The organism is Jutongia hominis (assembly GCF_014384965.1).
GTDB classification, from domain to species: domain Bacteria; phylum Bacillota; class Clostridia; order Lachnospirales; family Lachnospiraceae; genus Butyribacter; species Butyribacter hominis.
The window spans coordinates 41525-58188 of record NZ_JACRSW010000032.1 but is presented as its reverse complement, the minus strand read 5'-3'; the positions used below and the strand labels follow the sequence as shown (position 1 = coordinate 58188).

The window sequence follows — 16664 nt, the reverse complement described above, 5'->3', positions numbered from 1 at the left end:
GGCAAGTTATGCAATTTCAATGGTATCCCGGACATATGACAAAAGCAAAAAGAGCAATGCAGGAAGATTTAAAGCTGATCGACGTGATTATTGAATTAGTGGATGCAAGAGTTCCGTTAAGCAGCAAAAATCCTGATATTGATCAATTAGCGAATGGAAAGTCAAGGATCATTTTAATGAATAAATATGATCTGGCAGATCCTGCGATCACAGAAAAATGGATTCATTATTATGAAGAAAAAGGATATTATGTTACAAAAGTAAATTCGAAAAACGGAAATGGTGTCAAAGCTGTACATGGTGTGATCCAGGAGGCATGCAAAGCAAAGATTGAGCGTGATCGTCGTCGAGGCATTTTAAATCGTCCGATCCGTGCAATGATCGTTGGAATCCCGAATGTAGGAAAGTCTACTTTTATTAATAGTTTTGCAAAAAAAGCCTGTGCAAAGACAGGTAATAAACCGGGTGTAACAAAAGGAAAGCAGTGGATCCGCTTGAATAAAAACGTAGAATTATTAGATACACCGGGTATTTTGTGGCCAAAGTTTGAGGACCAGACAGTTGGACTTCGTCTGGCATTTATTGGCTCGATCAAGGATGATCTTTTTAATATATATGAATTGAGTGTATTATTGCTTGATTATCTGACACAAAATTATCCAAATGCGGTATCGGACTTTTACCAGATCGATAGAGAAGAAGAGTCTGCACAGCTTCTTGAAAAGATTGCGGTGCGCCGTGGTTATATGAAAACAGGTGGCGTCTATGATGTAGACAAGGCCGGAAAATGTCTGGTGGATGATTTCCGTGCCGGTAAGCTTGGAAAAATCAGTTTGGAAGAGCCACAGGAAAACTAGATTTTTTGGCAGTAGGGCAGAAAGGAACAAATGTATATGAGTAAATCCATTATACAGATCAGACAGGAATTAGAGCAGGCTTCGAAGGAGCAAAGAAAAAGTCTGTTAGATGCATATCAGTCAGATCCACGTAAAGGGGTACAAAATCTGATTGAAAAATATCATAAAAAGGAACTTGCTTTGCAAAAAGAAATGCTACGTTTAGAACAAATGCATTTCTTTGAAAAAAAGTATGGGGCAGAGTATTCATTGATCTGTGGAATTGATGAAGCCGGCCGTGGACCGCTTGCAGGACCGGTTGTGGCGGGGGCTTGCATTCTGCCGCCTGATGCGACGATTTTGTATCTGAATGATTCCAAAAAGCTCAGTGAACAAAAAAGAGAACAATTGTATGATGAAATCTGTGAAAAAGCAATTACATATAGTGTTGGGATTGTTTCACCACAAAGAATAGATCAGATCAATATTTTACAGGCAACTTATGAAGCAATGCGACAGGCAATCTGTAAGTTAAATCCTGCACCGGATATGCTATTAGTTGATGCAGTCACGATACCTGAGGTTACAACAAAACAGGTGGGAATTGTCAAAGGAGATGCAAAGAGTGTATCGATCGCTGCAGCGAGCATTTTAGCCAAAGTCACAAGAGATCATATGATGGTAGAGCTTGATGAGGCTTATCCGGAGTATGGTTTTGCACAGCATAAGGGGTATGGTTCAGCTGCACATATCGAAGCATTAAAAAAATACGGACCATGTCCGATCCATCGGGAGAGTTTTATACAGAAGTTTATATAATAAGAAACAGGGAAGGACAGAAGCATAGCAGCAGGGAGGTTTCTTATGGCAGATGAAAAGAATAAGAAAAAAGTGGTTTATGGGCGCGACATTGTAGATGATTCTATGCATAAATCTGCTATTGCATTGGAATATAATCCAGATGAAGAAGCACCAAAAGTAATTGCAAGCGGTCGAGGTCATTTAGCGGATAAGATCATTGATAAAGCACAAGAATATGATATTCCGGTACATCAGGATGAAAAGCTGGCAAACAGTCTGTCAAATCTTGAGATTGGAGAATATATTCCCAAAGAATTATATCAGGTAGTAGCGGAAGTTCTTGTCTATGTTGATGCGATGGATCGTATCAAGGGCAGAATGGATCAAAAAGGGGAAGATGGATGGAAAAAGAAAAAATAGATCGTCGTAAAATCGGAACAGCCTATGAACAAGAGGCTGTTTTGTTTTTAAAGCAAAAAGGTTATCGTATCATTGCGAGAAATTATTATTGTAAACAGGGAGAGATTGATATTATTGCTGTCGATCAGAACTATCTGGTCTTTGTCGAGGTGAAATATCGTTCGAAAAAAAAGAGTACAAGTGCATTAGAAGCTGTTACATTACAAAAACAACGTCATATTATCCGTTCAGCTCAGTGTTATCTGTATCAAAACGGTTATCCGGAAGATACTCCTTGTCGTTTCGATGTGATCGCAATACAAGGTGATACGATGCAGCATATTGTGAATGCTTTTGAATCGTATTTCATGTAAAAAATGCGTAGTATCAGCAAAATAAATACAAAATACCAATATGGATCTTAGTTACGATAATACCAAAAAGAATAGAAACAGAAATAGAAAAGAGGAAAAAGGGTATGACAGAGGTAAAAGAACATAATACTTTTTACAGTGAAGAAGGAGTGAATGAAAAGAATACCAAAGAGGTTGATACACTTTGGAAACATGCCGTTTATAATGCAAAAAAGAAAGATTATTTTGATCTGGAGAAGGAATGTTATCTTTGTACAAAACACGAAGTACCTTTGATACGTTTTCACGCATTTGATGATTACGAAGAAGTCAACGCATTCTTTTCAACGAGATTTGGTGGGGAAAGTACAGGATATCTTTCTTCTTTAAATCTTGGATTTGAGCGTGGAGATTCTTTAGAAACCGTGGAGCGAAACTATCAAAGGATCTGTAAAAGTGCCGGAATTCATGCTGGGAATCTTGTCCTATCTGATCAGGTTCACGATACCAAAATCAGATATGTTACAAAAGAAGATAGCTGCATGGAGCAGATCAAAAAGAAATTAAAAAGCATTGATGGTCTTGTGACAGATCAAAGAGAAATATGTCTCGCCACTTCTTATGCAGATTGTGTTCCGTTATTTTTTTACGATCCGGTCAGACATATCATTGCATCGTCACATTCGGGCTGGCGTGGAACGGTAGGGAAGATCGGTACAAAGACAATTCAAAAAATGCATGAACTGTTTGGAACGATGGCCAAAGATTTGATCGTAGTCATCGGACCATCGATCTGTGCAGACTGTTATGAGGTAAGTGTGGATGTGATTGAAGAATTTAAAAAAAAATATACACCGGAACAAATGAAAGAAATAGCATATTGTTCCGATGTACCAAAAAAGAAATATCAGCTTAACCTTTGGAAAGCCAATGAATTACAATTTTTAGATGCAGGTGTCAAAAAAGAAAATATACACCTGTCCGGTCTTTGTACCTGCTGTAATCCAAAGCTTTTGTATTCGCATCGTGCTTCAAAAGGAAAGCGTGGCAATTTAAATGGTTTTATCAGTCTTTCTTCTGGTTGTGTTTGATCACAAGTTCCTGAATACGATTGGTTGCATCAAGGATCTCATTGACAGAAGTATCATGATTTAATGTATCAACGATCAATGCAATATATTTGCTCAGATCAACATTATGATAATAAGGTTTTTCACGAAGATCTTTTGGACAATAGCAAAGATTGGTTGTATAGATTGCATCAAAAAGTCCGTCCTCATAAGCTTTATCAAGATGTGCAAAACCATTAGAAAAAAGTCCGAAGGTAGAACAGATCAAAACCTTGCGGGCTTTTCTGTTCTTTAATTCACGGGCTACACTAAGTGCTGTTTTGCCGGAAGCAATCATATCGTCCACAATGATTACGTCTTTTCCTTCAACATCATTTCCAAGAAATTCGACAGATACAACCGGATGCTCTCCATTTACCATATAAGAATAATCTCTTCTGCGGTAGAACATACCCATTTCTATGCCAAGTAAGCTTGCGTAATAGACGGCACGGCGCATACCTCCTTCATCCGGGCTGATCATCATCAAATGGTCGGGATCAACATTCAGATCCGGATTGGTGGATAAGATTTCCGAGATAAACTGGTATGTCGTAAAGAAGTTATCAAATCCGTTGTTTGGAATCGCATTTTGTACACGGCTGTCATGGGCATCAAACGTAATGATCGTTTCAACACCCATCGCGATCAGTTCCTGAAGTGCCTGTGCACAGTCTAATGATTCATTGATCAGGCGCAGATGCTGGCGGCCTTCGTACAAATAAGGCATGATCACGGTAATTCTCTTTGGCTGTCCGCTGCAAGCCATAATGATTCTCTTTAAATCCATAAAATGATCATCCGGAGACATATTGGTATGATCTCCATGCATAGAATACATTTCATTATAATTTACTGTATCAGCAATGATAAAGAGATCCGAACCACGGATCGATTCATTGATCACGGCTTTCCCTTCGCCTGTTCCAAAACGAGGACAGCTATAATCAACAAGATATGTGTCACGGTCATAATCCGTAAGCATAAATGAGGGCTTATCTGCCTTACCATATGCTTCTTTACGTCTTTGAACAATGATCGAATCAATTTTTTTGCCAATCTCTTCACAATTTCCAAGTGCTACAATCTTTAGGGGAGCCAGAGGCATTGTGTCTTGAAATTTTCTTCCAGCCATTTATTTTCTCCATTTCTATTTTATTTTCTTCTTACCATTTTCATTCAGGTAATGGTAAGCATATGCTTTAATCGCTTATCGCTTGTTATCCTACAATAATATATCTCTTTTTGAATAGACCGTCAACGCTTTTGAACAGACTTTTGACACCTTTCGTAATATATGATATAAATGTATAGGTTAGGTATCTTTCATATTTGATAATATATGGGATATAAGGATTATGCATTCTAAACACTGCCTGACGACAGTAAAAAGTTGTTAGAAGTTAGAAAGCATAGAAGAAAGATTTGGAGGAAAGAATTTTGAAGAATACAAAAAAATTACTTACAGTTTTTTTATGTGCAGGTCTGACGGTAAGTTCCCTGACCGGATGTGCTGCAGGAGATCGCTTAAAAAATGCGATCACGAATGGAAAGAGCAGTTCAAAAAAGTCTGAATCATCAACTTCCGAACTGACTGAGATCAAAAACGCAAAATCATATATCACACTTTCTGATTATAAGACGATCAATTTAAAGACTGCAGATATTGATAAGCAGGTAGAAAGTAAGATCGCACAGGATTTAGAAAGTTATACAAGCTACAAAAAGATTAAAAAAGGAAAAGTAAAAAAAGGTGATACCGTTAATATCTATTATGAGGGAAAAGTAGATGGCAAAGCCTTTGATGGCGGTTCTTTAACAAAAGAGACTTCACCGGAAGGATATGATCTAGAGATTGGTTCCGGCACATTTATTGCTGGCTTTGAAGATCAGTTGATCGGAAAGACAATTGGCAAGACCTATGATATCAATGTTACATTCCCGGATCCATATACATCGAATACGGATCTGTCAGGTAAGGCGGCTGTCTTTACCGTAACTATCAACTCCAAACAGGGAAAGAAGATCGAGCCAAAGCTTAACGATGCATTTATAAAGAAGAATCTGACAGATTATACTTCTGTGCAAGACTATAAGACACAGACAAGAACTTCTGTGATCCGTTCACTTGCCGTCTCAAAAGTGACAGATGATTCCAAAATAAAGAAGTATCCGAAGGCTGAATTGAATGCAATGAAAAAGCAGCTTACAACTTCGATCGAGACGTATTTAAAGCAGAACAATGCAACTTTAAAGGATTATTTAGCACAGATGAATTCAACAGAAGATGCATATAACAAGCAGGTAGAATCAACGGCAAAGGATGAACTTGCAAGCCGTATTCTTTACAATGCGATTGCACAGGCTGAAAACCTGACGGTTTCAGATAAAGATTATCAGACAGAATTAAAAACATATTTGAAAAATTACAGTGCAAAGGATGAGAAAGCGTTGAATAAGAAATTTACAAGCACATATGGTGTGACAGCAAAGAGTATTATTTACAATGATCTCTTATATGATAAAGTAGCAGATTATCTTGCTGGAAATGTAAAGGAATCTTAAACACAAAAAAGAAATTGGTAAATGAAAAGATAGATTGGAGTGTACTATGAGTAAACCTATCGTTGCTATCGTAGGAAGACCAAATGTAGGGAAGTCTACTTTGTTTAATATGATGGCGGGAGAACGAATTGCAATCGTAAAAGATACACCGGGAGTTACAAGAGACCGTATCTATGCGGATGTAAGCTGGTTAAAATATAATTTTACGATCATGGATACCGGTGGAATTGAACCGGATACACATAACCAGATGTTGCGTGATATGCGTGAACAGGCAGAGATGGCGATTGAAATGGCAGATGTTGTCATGTTTATTGTTGATGTTAAGCAGGGACTTGTGGATGCGGATTATAAAGTGGCAGATATGCTTCGTAAAGCACAAAAAAAGGTTGTTTTAGTTGTCAATAAGGTTGATAATTTTGACAAGATGATGCCGGATGTCTATGAGTTTTATAATCTTGGAATCGGTGATCCACATCCGGTTTCTTCATTAGCCAAGCTTGGTATCGGTGATATGTTAGATGAGGTAACAGCTCTTTTTCCGCAGGATGTAGAGCAGGAAGAAGATGAAAGACCGCGTATTGCGTTAGTTGGTAAGCCAAATGCCGGTAAGTCATCGATCATCAATAAGCTTCTTGGTGAAAACCGTGTGATCGTATCGGATGTAGCCGGTACGACAAGAGACGCGATCGATACCGCTGTCACATGGGATGACAAAGAATATGTCTTTATTGATACAGCCGGACTCCGACGTAAGAATAAGATTAAAGAAGAGATTGAACGATATAGTATTTTGCGTACTGTATCTGCAGTTGAGCGTGCCGATGTTGTGATCCTTGTAATCGACGCCGTGGAAGGTGTGACCGAACAGGATGCCAAGATTGCCGGAATCGCACATGACAGGGGACGTGGCATTATTATTGCCGTCAATAAATGGGATCTGATTGAAAAGGATAATCATACCGTAAGAAAATTTACCGAAGATATCCGTGATATTTTGTCATTTATGCCATATGCAGAGATTATCTTTATTTCGGCTATGACGGGACAGCGTATTCCGAAGATTTTTGATGTACTCGATATGGTGATCCAGAATCAGCAGATGCGTGTACAGACAGGTGTATTAAATGATATCTTAGCCGAAGCAGTTGCCATGCAGCAACCGCCTTCTGATAAGGGAAGACGCTTAAAGATTTATTATATGACGCAGGTAAGTATCAAACCGCCTACGTTTGTTATTTTTGTCAATGATAAGAAACTGATGCATTTTTCTTATACACGTTATCTTGAAAATAAGATCCGTGAAGCATTTGGTTTCAAAGGAACATCATTGAAATTCTTTATACGCGAAAGAAAAGAAAAATAAAAACATAGAGGAGCAGGTCAATGATAGAGATCATTTTATGTTTAGTTGTAGGATATTTTTGCGGTTGTATTTCAACCGGATATTTTGTCGGAAAGTTCTTTCACAAAGATATTCGTGAGTTAGGAAGCGGCAATGCAGGAACGACAAATGTACTTAGAAACTTTGGCGTGATACCGGCAATCATTACGTTTGTCGGTGATCTGGCAAAAGCAATCATTCCGATTCTTTTGATCCGCCATTGCATTCCGGTACACAATGACTGGTATCTGTTATCGCTGTATTGCGGTCTTGGTGTTGTATTAGGCCATAATTATCCGTTTTATCTTGGATTCAAAGGCGGAAAAGGAATTGCAGTGACTGCGGCAGTTGTCATGTCTGCTGCCAATCCGATCATGATTCCGATCGGCCTGGCCATTTTTGTTGCTGCGGTTGCATTGACAAGATATGTATCAGTAGGTTCTTTACTTGTGGCATGGTATATTCCGTTTAATACGGTAATATTCCATTATCATGATGAAAAGTTCTTTCATATGGTTTTTATCAGCCTGTTATTTACAATGTTTGCTTATTACCAGCATCGTCAGAATATTGTTCGATTGATCAATGGCAATGAGAATAAATTATGGAAAAGTAAAAGTGAGAAGGAGGCTGGTGCAAATGAGTAAAGTAAGTTTTTTAGGAGCCGGCAGTTGGGGAACTGCATTAGCAGTTATGCTTGCAAAACATGGTCATGATGTGATTGTATGGTCAAAAGTAGAAGCAGAAGTCAATATGTTAAAAGAAAACAGAGAGCATAAAGATCGTCTCCCAGGTGTGAAGCTGCCGGATTCAATCGTGATCACAAGCAATCTGAAAGAAGCTCTTACTGATCGTGATCTGGTTGTTTTTTCGGTAGCATCTCCGTTTGTAAGAAGTGTAGCCAAGGAAGTCTCTGCTCTGATACCGGAGGGACAAAAGATTGTCAATGTAGCAAAAGGTATTGAAGAAACTACATTATCGACTTTAAGAGATATTTTAGTTGAAGAGATCCCACAGGCTGATGTATCGGTTTTATCAGGTCCAAGTCATGCAGAGGAAGTTGCGATCGCTATGCCAACGACAGTTGTAGTCGGTTCGGCAAGTAAAGCAACGGCAATCTACATACAGGAAATCTTTATGAATGAGCGTTTTCGTGTATATATCAGCCCTGATATCATCGGAATTGAGCTTGGCGGATCTGTAAAAAACGTCATTGCATTAGCAGCAGGTGCCTGTGACGGTTTAGGTTGTGGCGATAATACAAAAGCTGCTTTGATCACTCGTGGTATTGCTGAGATCACCCGCTTGGGAACAGCTATGGGTGCTAAGAAAGAGACCATGGGCGGTTTATCCGGTATCGGTGATCTGATCGTTACCTGCACCAGTGAGCATAGCCGTAATCATAACGCCGGCTATCTGATCGGAAAAGGCTACTCGGTAGAAGATGCCTTAACTGAAGTCAAGCAAGTGGTAGAAGGTGTTTATTCTGCCAAAGCCGTATTAAAGCTGGCACAGAAATATCAGGTATCAATGCCGATCGTGGAAACGATCTGTCACGTTCTTTTTGACGGGATGAAAGCCGTTGATGCGATCACAATCTTACTGACTCGTGATAAATGTATGGAATATCCTGAACTTGGCTGGTTAGAATAAAAGCAGGCATATTTTAAAAGTGCATGTCATATAGTTTTTCATAGCTAAATTTGGAAAGGAAAGACGAATATGGCATTACCGGAAGAAATGAATACAGAACAGACAATGCGTCGTTCGGATAAAATATTAGAAGCAAAGTCTTCTTTTGATACAGGATTTCATAGAGAAATCAGACAAAAAAGAGAAAATGGAGTTAATCCAAAAGAGGGGCATCCCTTTGGCATGGTTCGTATGCTTATTGCGGGGATGCTTTTTTTGCTACTGGTGATGGCATTTCATTTTCAGGTATCGATTGGTTCGTATAACAAAGAAACGGTCAAACAGCTTCTTAACAATGACAGCCATTGGCAGATCGTAGTCGATCAGATTACAGCAGTGATGAAAAATATTCATTTGGATGATAATCCAAAATAAAGAGTCATAGAGAAAGATGGAGGAAAACAAAGGAATATGAGAAAACTCGCATTAAGTGATGAAATACTATTATCCATAGAAAAACCTGCCCGCTATATTGGTGGTGAGATCAATATGGTGCAAAAAGATCCCAGAGCAGTAGACGTTCGCTTTTGTATGTGTTTTCCGGATGTGTATGAGATTGGTATGTCACATCTTGGAATTCAGATTTTATATGATATGTTCAATCAGTGGGACGATGTTTATTGCGAACGAGTCTATTCGCCATGGGTAGATTTAGATGAGATCATGCGCAAGGAGCATATTCCTTTGTTTGCGTTAGAAAGTCAGGAACCGATCAAGGATTTTGACTTTCTTGGAATTACGATCCAGTATGAAATGTGTTATACAAATATTTTGCAGGTGCTTGATCTGTCAGGAATTCCATTGTGTGCCCAAGACCGTACAATGGAGGATCCTTTTGTAATCGGTGGAGGTCCATGTACCTATAATCCGGAACCGATCGCAGATTTTTTTGATATGTTTTATATCGGTGAAGGGGAGACGGTATATCGTGAATTACTTGATCGTTATAAAGAGTGGAAACATTCCGGCAAAGAACGTATCGAATTTTTGAAAATGGCAGCACAGGTTCCGGGAATTTATGTACCACAATTTTATGAGGCTTCTTATAACGAGGATGGAACGATCGCTTCTTTTGATAAACTGGTCAAAGAAGCACCGGATACCGTGATCAAGCAGGTAGAATGTGATATGTCGGATACCTATTATCCGGAAAAACCCCTTGTGCCATATATTAAAGTAACACAGGACCGTGTTGTCTTAGAAATCCAGAGAGGATGTATACGAGGCTGTCGTTTCTGTCAGGCGGGCATGTTATATCGTCCGATCCGTCCACGCAGTCTTGATTTTTTAAAGCAGCGTGCCAAAGTGATGTTAGAATCAACCGGACACGATGAGATCTCACTTAGTTCATTAAGTTCAAGTGATTATAAAGAACTCCCGGAACTTGTATACTGGCTGATCGACGAATATCGCGATAAAGGCGTGAATATTTCGTTGCCTTCACTTCGTATTGATGCATTTGCGTTAGATGTGATGTCAAAAGTACAGGATATTCGTAAAAGCAGTCTGACCTTTGCACCGGAAGCCGGTTCACAGCGCATGCGTAATGTGATCAATAAAGGTCTTACCGAAGAAGTGATCTTAAAAGGTGCCATGGATGCCTTTGTGGGTGGATGGAACCGTGTCAAACTGTATTTTATGCTCGGACTGCCGGGGGAAGAATATGATGATATCGAACAGATTGCTGTTTTATCGGACAAGATTGCAAGAGAATATTACACACTTCCAAAGGAAGAACGTCAGGGAAAAGTGCAGATCGTAACAAGTACATCGATCTTTGTACCAAAGCCATTCACACCGTTTCAGTGGTCACCGATGGTATCTAAAGAAGAGGCCAGAGAAAAGAGGTTTTTCCTGTTAGATAAAGTAAAGTCACAGCTTAATGCAAAGAGTATCAAATATAACTGTCACGATGCAGATGTTTCCGAGTTAGAAGGTGTATTTGCCCGTGGAGACAGAAAATTGAATGATGTGATCTTACAGGCATATCAGAGTGGATGCATTTATGATGCATGGACAGAATATTTTCATTATGACAAATGGTTAGAAGCATTTGCCGATCACAATGTTGATATGAACTTTTATCTGAAAAGGGAACGAGGCAAAGAAGAGATCTTTCCATGGGATTTCATTGATATCGGTGTGACAAAGAGATTTTTATACCGTGAATATGAGCGTTCGAAAGAAGCAGTCGTAACACCGAACTGTCGTGCAAAATGTGCCGGATGCGGTGCTGCAAAGTTTGGCTGCGGTGTCTGTGTGGAATCCTAAAAAGTACGAAGCAGATATGCATGGAAAGAAAACAGAATGGAGTGACTAAAAAGATGAAAGCAAGAATAAAATTTTCAAAAGTGGGATCAATGCGCTTTATTGGTCATCTGGATCTGATGCGTTTTTTTCAGAAAGCATTCCGCAGAGCAAAGATCGCGATCAGTTACAGTCAGGGATATTCCCCGCATCAGTTGATGTCTTTTGCTTCTCCGCTTGGAATCGGATTAAGCAGTGATGCAGAATATCTGGATATTGTTCTGGATGATACACAGGATGTACAAGGAATCGTAGAACAGATTAATGAAGCAATGAATGACGAGATCTGTGTCAAAGAGTTTACTATTTTAAAAGAAGAAGCTAAAACATCTATGGCAGTACTTGCAGCCTGTGATTATGTAGTAGCCTTAAAAAAAGGAAAGTACAATTTCTTACAAGACAAAGAGTACTGTAAGAAGGCAGTTGAAAATCTGGCTAAAAAAGATAAGATAGAAATTGTTAAAAAGACAAAGCGATCGGAAAAATTAGTGGATATCCGCAATAATATCTATTGTATTAAAACAGATCCAAAAGAGTTCGAAGCATTTACAAAGGTTTCATATGGAAAAAGTAAGCTTGATACAGAAGAATACGATCCATTGTTTTATTGTGAGCTGACAGCCGGGAGTATTGTAAATATCAAACCGGAGCTTGTATTAGAAGCTTTATGCCATGAAGAGGGACAGGAGTTTAATGTGCTGGACTATCAGATCCACCGTATTGAGATGTATGCAGATCAGAATGGCAAAAAAGGAGAGATCCATACATTTGCTACAGAAGTAAAGTGTGATCTGGTTCCATTATCCGAATATGAAGCAAAATAAACGATATATGTTATAATATATGGTTTAGAAAAGAGGATTTGTATGCAAAATCAACTTTTGATCACGAAAAAAGAGGACATGTATCTGAGTGCATGGGCAGAAGACGGGCGCATCCGGCAGATACAGGCAGATTCGCTTGAATCGAAAGCAGTCCTTGGAAATATCTATGTTGGAAAAGTCCGTAATGTAGTCAAAAATATCAATGCTGCATTTATTGAATTTCAAAAAGGGCAGATGGGATATCTTTCTTTAAATGACTGTAAGCATCCGATCCATACGGATGCCGTTATCCGCAATGATGACAGAGTATTGATCGGCGATGAAATTATTGTACAGGTCGAAAAAGAAGCGGTAAAGACAAAGCCGCCAACACTTTCGGCAAAGCTGGATTTTTCGGGCAAATATATCGTGTTATCTGTCGGTGGGGAACGGGTAAGCGTATCAAGAAAGATCAGAGATAAAGAAGTAAGACAGCATTTGCATGAGCTTTTAGAGCCTTGCATTGACAATACGACATTTGGGATCATTGCACGAACCAATAGCAGCAAGGCAAACGATGAAGAATTGCTTGCAGAGACACAACATCTTATGAAACGCTGTCAGGATCTGATCCATACAGGCAGACACAGAACCAAGTTTAGTTGTCTGTATCAGGCTCCTTCCGGTTATCTTGGAAGTATCCGGGATCTGTACGAAGATAAGATTCAGGATGTTGTTACCGATTCGTTGGAAGTCTATGAACAGATACAGAACTTTTTAAAAGAAAATGCATGGGAAGATAAGCTCCATCTGTCTTTGTGGAAGGAAGAAAATGGAAAGTTTGATGCAGTCTATGATCTATCTAAAACCTTAGATAAAGCGTTAAAGCAAAGAGTCTGGCTAAAAAGCGGTGCATATCTGGTGATCCAGCCCACAGAAGCATTAGTCTCAATTGATGTTAATACCGGAAAAGCCATTTCAAAAAAGAAAGATGTTGAAAAAACATTCTTAAAGGTCAACTTGGAAGCCGCAAAAGAGATTGCAATACAATTAAGGCTTCGTAACCTTTCAGGAATGATTCTTGTTGATTTTATCGATCTGCATCAGGAGAAATACAAAGAAGAGTTACTGGATCGTTTCAGGAAGGAACTTTCAAAAGATCCGGTACCGGCACAGTTGATCGATATGACAAAGCTTGGTTTAGTAGAGATCACACGAAAAAAGATCAGAAAACCGCTTGTAGAACAGATGCAAAGCATTCATTCAAAAAAAGAGCGGCCTTTGCAACAATAAAAATAGATCTGTAGGGGAATCGAATCATTAAGGTATCCATGATACGATAAAAGAGTTGATAAGAAAGTAAACTTTCATTTTATAAAAGGCAGAAGAACACGAAAGCTACAAGGAGGAAAAGAATATGGAATTTTATATGCCAACCCAAATATATCATGAAGCAGAAGCGGTAAGAAAGCATGGCGAAGAAATGGCACATACCGGTAAGAAAGCGTTGATCGTAACAGGCCATTCTTCTTCTAAGAAGAACGGGGCTTTAAAAGATGTAACAGACAGTCTGGACAAATATCATACAGCCTATATCATATACGATAAGATTACCGAAAACCCAACGATTGAAAGCGTGATGGACGCAGCCGAAATAGGAAGAAGAGAAGGAACAGACTTTGTGATCGGTATCGGTGGCGGCTCTCCACTTGATGCAGCCAAAGCGATCGCTTTGATGATCCAAAACCGTGACAGTGCAAGTTCTGTATTATATCAGAATATGGCATTGCGTGCACTTCCTGTTGTTACGGTGCCAACGACCTGTGGCACGGGTTCCGAAGTTACTCCGTTTGCGATTCTGACAAGAGATGATTTGCAAACTAAGCAAAGTATTTCACACCGTATTTATCCGGTGATCGCATTAGTGGATGGAAAATATTTGAAGACTGCACCAGAATCGGTTCTTATGAATACAGCAATTGATGCGTTAGGCCATATGCTGGAGAGTTACTTTAATTCCAAAGCAACAGACTACAGCCGTATGCTTGCGCAATATGCCTTGGAAGTATGGGGCATGGCAACCGATATCTTATTTGGCATGGAAGCACAGGAGGGCGATTATGACCGGCTGATGTTTGCTTCTACGCTTGCAGGCATGGCGATCACACATACCGGTACATCGATCCCACATGGATTAAGCTATTATCTGACTTACCACAAAGGCATTCCACATGGAAAAGCGGTCGGCTATTTCCTGCCGGGTTATCTTGACAGTATGCCGGAAAGCTTAGAACCACAGGTGATCATGGCACTTCGTGCAGCAGGCTTTGGTTCTTTAGAGCAGTTTGAAGGCTTTATCAAAGAAATGCTTGGAACGATTCCGGTTACGGATCAGGAAGCAAAAGAAATGGTAGAAGAGATTGCAAATAACGATCGTAAGAAAAAGGCTGTTCCGTTCGAGATTACAAAAGAACAGATTGATAAGATCGTACAACAGGCACGCTAAAAGAAAAGAGGAATATCATGCAGCAGGATGAAGTGATCATACGAAAAGGAATCGTACATATTTTAGACGGAGAGCTTGGCTATCCGGTTTATTCGGAAGAAGAACTGGAACTGACACCCGATATCAACGATTTCTTTCGCGCACATATTTATAAACTCCTTTCAGGAGATGAATTAAAAAAATGTCATTTTTCTGAGGAAGAGCCATCTGAAGTATATGAACTGGTTCAGAATTTTTCGGAAGAAAATCTGGTTGAGCAAAGCAAACAGTTTGCCGGACTTTTGTATGATATCATGAATGCCAATATTGCGATCCCGTCCGGTGATCTTGCCGTTGTGACTTTTCAGGTTGCCGGTGTGATCTATCTGGCATTATTAAAGATGAACTATAAGCAAAGTTATGTGCATCTGACAAAAAGTGAAGATAGCGGTAATGTAAACCAGATCATCTGTTACCAGTCGACACTTCCGGCAACCGGAGCAAAGCTTTCGGAGGCTGTTTTGATCGATCTTTCGGACTTTTCGGTACAGATCGTGGAAAAGAAGTATGATATTAATGGTTCGAAAATGAATTATTTATCGGAGCTTTATTTAAAGTGTCATGCAAAAATGTCTTCCAAATCCAAGATGGATATTGTGACAAAAGCAGTTGAACAGGTCAACAAAAAGCATTATGCACAGGAACCGGTCAAGCAGTTAGAAGCCAAAAGCATTATCAAAAAAGAGATTGAAGATACCGGAACATTAAATGTCGAAAAGATCAGTGAAAAGATTTATGGAAATGCACCGGAGATCAAAGAAGAATTTGATGCTAAAATGGAAAAATACCATATGGAAAAAGCGGAAGTGACACCGCAAAGTGAAAAGACAACAAAGAAATTTGAAAAGCAGTATTTAAAAACAGATACCGGGATTGAGATCAATATTCCGATGGAACAGTATCAGGATGCGAATCAGGTAGAATTTATCACAAATCCGGATGGTACGATCTCTGTTCTGATCAAAAATATCAATCAGATCTCGACAAGATAGTCGGCAGGAGGAAAGCGATGTTTCGAATGTGGGTAAAAGAATGGAAAGACAATCATATGATCCGTGACATTACGATCTGTGATGCTGCCGATCCAAGCGAAAAAAACAGAACAAAAAAAGTCTTTGATACGTTAGAAGAAGCATGCTATGAACTTGATGTTGCAAAACCGATCTGGTTAAATGTCAATGTCGAAGAATTCAAACGGATCGATAAGACACGCTTTTCAAAGGACAGCTTTATTGAGGAAGTGCCATTTGATTATTTAGAGATCCATGTGATCGAAGAAGACGATGACTTTTAAATGCCAAAAGTGTTTTCCCTGAAAAAACAGCAGAATTTCGCAGGTATTGAAAGAAAAAGAGAGAATTTCTCGAATACAGCAGGAGATTCTTCCCAGGGTAGAAGAAAGAATTTCTTAAAGAAAGCAGGAGATCCTTTTTACCGGCAGGAAAAAGAGTTTACAATTTTTTTTTCTCATGGTAAAATAATTCCAAATGAGTAGCACAGATGATCGCGGCTGCAAGTGTCGAAAGACCGCAGGTGAGGAAAGTCCGGGCTTCATAGGGCAGGATGCCGGATAACGTCCGGTGGAGGTGACTCCCAGGCCAGTGCAACAGAAAAGAACCGCCAGAATATCTGGTAAGGGTGAAAAGGCGAGGTAAGAGCTCACCGCGTTTCTGGTAACAGAAGCGGCAGATGTAAACCCCATCCGAAGCAAGACCGAACAGGAATAATACGGCTGCCCGTCGTGTTCCGGGTAGGTCGCTTGAGCCTGGCAGTAATGTCAGGTCTAGATAGATGATCGTCAAATACAGAACTCGGCTTATAGTGTTACTCATTTGATATATATAAGGAATAGGAAGAAGAGAGAGGAAAT

At 39.5% G+C, this 16664-nt stretch carries 18 protein-coding genes and 1 other RNA gene; 18 read left to right on the top strand and 1 reads right to left on the bottom strand.

From position 1 onward, the window contains the following. The first annotated feature begins 8 nt into the window (after nt 1-8). The 5 genes from ylqF (at nt 9) to pgeF (ending at nt 3480) form a co-directional block, all read left to right on the top strand. On the top strand, nt 9-857 hold the full coding sequence (gene ylqF, locus H8700_RS09160) for a ribosome biogenesis GTPase YlqF (protein ID WP_022140950.1): 849 nt from the start codon (nt 9-11) through the stop codon (nt 855-857). Between the two features lie 36 nt (nt 858-893). Continuing rightward, a complete protein-coding gene (rnhB, locus tag H8700_RS09155) occupies nt 894-1655 on the top strand; it encodes a ribonuclease HII (protein WP_022140951.1) in 762 nt (253 codons plus the stop codon). Nucleotides 1656-1700: 45 nt separating this feature from the next. Further along, nucleotides 1701-2057 carry an EscU/YscU/HrcU family type III secretion system export apparatus switch protein gene (locus H8700_RS09150; protein ID WP_022140952.1) on the top strand — a complete coding sequence of 119 codons (357 nt, stop codon included), beginning with the start codon at nt 1701-1703 and terminating at the stop codon, nt 2055-2057. After that, complete coding sequence (locus H8700_RS09145; protein WP_022140953.1) at nt 2039-2410, top strand: YraN family protein; 372 nt, start codon at nt 2039-2041, stop codon at nt 2408-2410. Before H8700_RS09150 ends, H8700_RS09145 begins: the two co-directional genes overlap by 19 nt. A 104-nt stretch (nt 2411-2514) precedes the next feature. After that, a complete protein-coding gene (gene pgeF, locus H8700_RS09140) occupies nt 2515-3480 on the top strand; it encodes a peptidoglycan editing factor PgeF (RefSeq protein WP_249305296.1) in 966 nt (321 codons plus the stop codon). On the opposite strand, the gene H8700_RS09135 is transcribed toward pgeF, so the two are convergent. Continuing rightward, entirely contained in the window at nt 3455-4633 is a 1179-nt protein-coding gene (locus tag H8700_RS09135; RefSeq protein ID WP_249305294.1) for a ribose-phosphate pyrophosphokinase, read from the bottom strand. The two genes, pgeF and H8700_RS09135, sit on opposite strands and share 26 nt — an antisense overlap. A 305-nt stretch (nt 4634-4938) precedes the next feature. Here H8700_RS09135 and H8700_RS09130 point away from each other — a divergent pair, with 305 nt between their 5' ends. The 13 genes from H8700_RS09130 to rnpB all read left to right on the top strand — a co-directional run bounded on the left by H8700_RS09130 (nt 4939) and on the right by rnpB (nt 16629). Then, nucleotides 4939-6063 (top strand): FKBP-type peptidyl-prolyl cis-trans isomerase, encoded by a 1125-nt coding sequence (locus tag H8700_RS09130; protein WP_249305292.1) that lies wholly within the window; start codon nt 4939-4941, stop codon nt 6061-6063. 46 nt (nt 6064-6109) lie between these two features. Beyond that, nucleotides 6110-7429 (top strand): ribosome biogenesis GTPase Der, encoded by a 1320-nt coding sequence (gene der / locus H8700_RS09125; protein ID WP_249305290.1) that lies wholly within the window; start codon nt 6110-6112, stop codon nt 7427-7429. A 20-nt stretch (nt 7430-7449) separates the two neighbouring features. After that, the gene (gene plsY / locus H8700_RS09120) at nt 7450-8094 is read left to right on the top strand and encodes a glycerol-3-phosphate 1-O-acyltransferase PlsY (protein WP_249305287.1); all 645 of its coding nucleotides are present in this window, start codon (nt 7450-7452) and stop codon (nt 8092-8094) included. Next, nucleotides 8087-9100, top strand: a complete 1014-nt coding sequence (locus H8700_RS09115) for an NAD(P)H-dependent glycerol-3-phosphate dehydrogenase (RefSeq protein ID WP_249305284.1) — start codon at nt 8087-8089, stop codon at nt 9098-9100. Before plsY ends, H8700_RS09115 begins: the two co-directional genes overlap by 8 nt. A 69-nt stretch (nt 9101-9169) precedes the next feature. Continuing rightward, nucleotides 9170-9514 (top strand): hypothetical protein, encoded by a 345-nt coding sequence (locus H8700_RS09110; protein WP_022140960.1) that lies wholly within the window; start codon nt 9170-9172, stop codon nt 9512-9514. Nucleotides 9515-9550: 36 nt separating this feature from the next. After that, nucleotides 9551-11410, top strand: coding sequence for a TIGR03960 family B12-binding radical SAM protein (locus H8700_RS09105; RefSeq protein ID WP_249305282.1), 1860 nt, complete (start codon nt 9551-9553; stop codon nt 11408-11410). A gap of 20 nt (nt 11411-11430) precedes the next feature. Next, on the top strand, nt 11431-12270 hold the full coding sequence (locus H8700_RS09100; protein ID WP_249305280.1) for a TIGR03936 family radical SAM-associated protein: 840 nt from the start codon (nt 11431-11433) through the stop codon (nt 12268-12270). 42 nt (nt 12271-12312) lie between these two features. Further along, complete coding sequence (locus H8700_RS09095; RefSeq protein WP_249305278.1) at nt 12313-13542, top strand: ribonuclease E/G; 1230 nt, start codon at nt 12313-12315, stop codon at nt 13540-13542. Between the two features lie 124 nt (nt 13543-13666). Next, complete coding sequence (locus H8700_RS09090; protein ID WP_022140964.1) at nt 13667-14755, top strand: iron-containing alcohol dehydrogenase family protein; 1089 nt, start codon at nt 13667-13669, stop codon at nt 14753-14755. A 17-nt stretch (nt 14756-14772) separates the two neighbouring features. Beyond that, the gene (locus tag H8700_RS09085; protein ID WP_249305275.1) at nt 14773-15786 is read left to right on the top strand and encodes a nucleoid-associated protein; all 1014 of its coding nucleotides are present in this window, start codon (nt 14773-14775) and stop codon (nt 15784-15786) included. Nucleotides 15787-15803: 17 nt separating this feature from the next. Further along, nucleotides 15804-16088 carry a hypothetical protein gene (locus tag H8700_RS09080; protein WP_249305273.1) on the top strand — a complete coding sequence of 95 codons (285 nt, stop codon included), beginning with the start codon at nt 15804-15806 and terminating at the stop codon, nt 16086-16088. Continuing rightward, the gene (locus H8700_RS09075) at nt 16089-16289 is read left to right on the top strand and encodes a hypothetical protein (RefSeq protein WP_249305271.1); all 201 of its coding nucleotides are present in this window, start codon (nt 16089-16091) and stop codon (nt 16287-16289) included. Beyond that, nucleotides 16283-16629: RNase P RNA component class A (gene rnpB, locus H8700_RS09070), an RNA gene on the top strand. The genes H8700_RS09075 and rnpB overlap by 7 nt, the downstream gene beginning before the upstream one ends. The last annotated feature ends 35 nt before the right edge of the window (nt 16630-16664 follow it).

Coding starts and splice junctions, on each gene's coding strand:
- H8700_RS09115 (WP_249305284.1), top strand. CDS start 8,087: ATGAGTAAAGTAAGTTTTTTAGGAGCCGGCAGTTGGGGAACTGCATTA.
- H8700_RS09110 (WP_022140960.1), top strand. CDS start 9,170: ATGGCATTACCGGAAGAAATGAATACAGAACAGACAATGCGTCGTTCG.
- H8700_RS09150 (WP_022140952.1), top strand. CDS start 1,701: ATGGCAGATGAAAAGAATAAGAAAAAAGTGGTTTATGGGCGCGACATT.
- H8700_RS09080 (WP_249305273.1), top strand. CDS start 15,804: ATGTTTCGAATGTGGGTAAAAGAATGGAAAGACAATCATATGATCCGT.
- der (WP_249305290.1), top strand. CDS start 6,110: ATGAGTAAACCTATCGTTGCTATCGTAGGAAGACCAAATGTAGGGAAG.
- H8700_RS09085 (WP_249305275.1), top strand. CDS start 14,773: ATGCAGCAGGATGAAGTGATCATACGAAAAGGAATCGTACATATTTTA.
- H8700_RS09135 (WP_249305294.1), bottom strand. CDS start 4,633: ATGGCTGGAAGAAAATTTCAAGACACAATGCCTCTGGCTCCCCTAAAG.
- H8700_RS09145 (WP_022140953.1), top strand. CDS start 2,039: ATGGAAAAAGAAAAAATAGATCGTCGTAAAATCGGAACAGCCTATGAA.
- pgeF (WP_249305296.1), top strand. CDS start 2,515: ATGACAGAGGTAAAAGAACATAATACTTTTTACAGTGAAGAAGGAGTG.
- ylqF (WP_022140950.1), top strand. CDS start 9: ATGCAATTTCAATGGTATCCCGGACATATGACAAAAGCAAAAAGAGCA.
- H8700_RS09090 (WP_022140964.1), top strand. CDS start 13,667: ATGGAATTTTATATGCCAACCCAAATATATCATGAAGCAGAAGCGGTA.
- H8700_RS09100 (WP_249305280.1), top strand. CDS start 11,431: ATGGAAAGAAAACAGAATGGAGTGACTAAAAAGATGAAAGCAAGAATA.
- H8700_RS09095 (WP_249305278.1), top strand. CDS start 12,313: ATGCAAAATCAACTTTTGATCACGAAAAAAGAGGACATGTATCTGAGT.
- rnhB (WP_022140951.1), top strand. CDS start 894: ATGAGTAAATCCATTATACAGATCAGACAGGAATTAGAGCAGGCTTCG.
- plsY (WP_249305287.1), top strand. CDS start 7,450: ATGATAGAGATCATTTTATGTTTAGTTGTAGGATATTTTTGCGGTTGT.
- H8700_RS09075 (WP_249305271.1), top strand. CDS start 16,089: ATGCCAAAAGTGTTTTCCCTGAAAAAACAGCAGAATTTCGCAGGTATT.
- H8700_RS09105 (WP_249305282.1), top strand. CDS start 9,551: ATGAGAAAACTCGCATTAAGTGATGAAATACTATTATCCATAGAAAAA.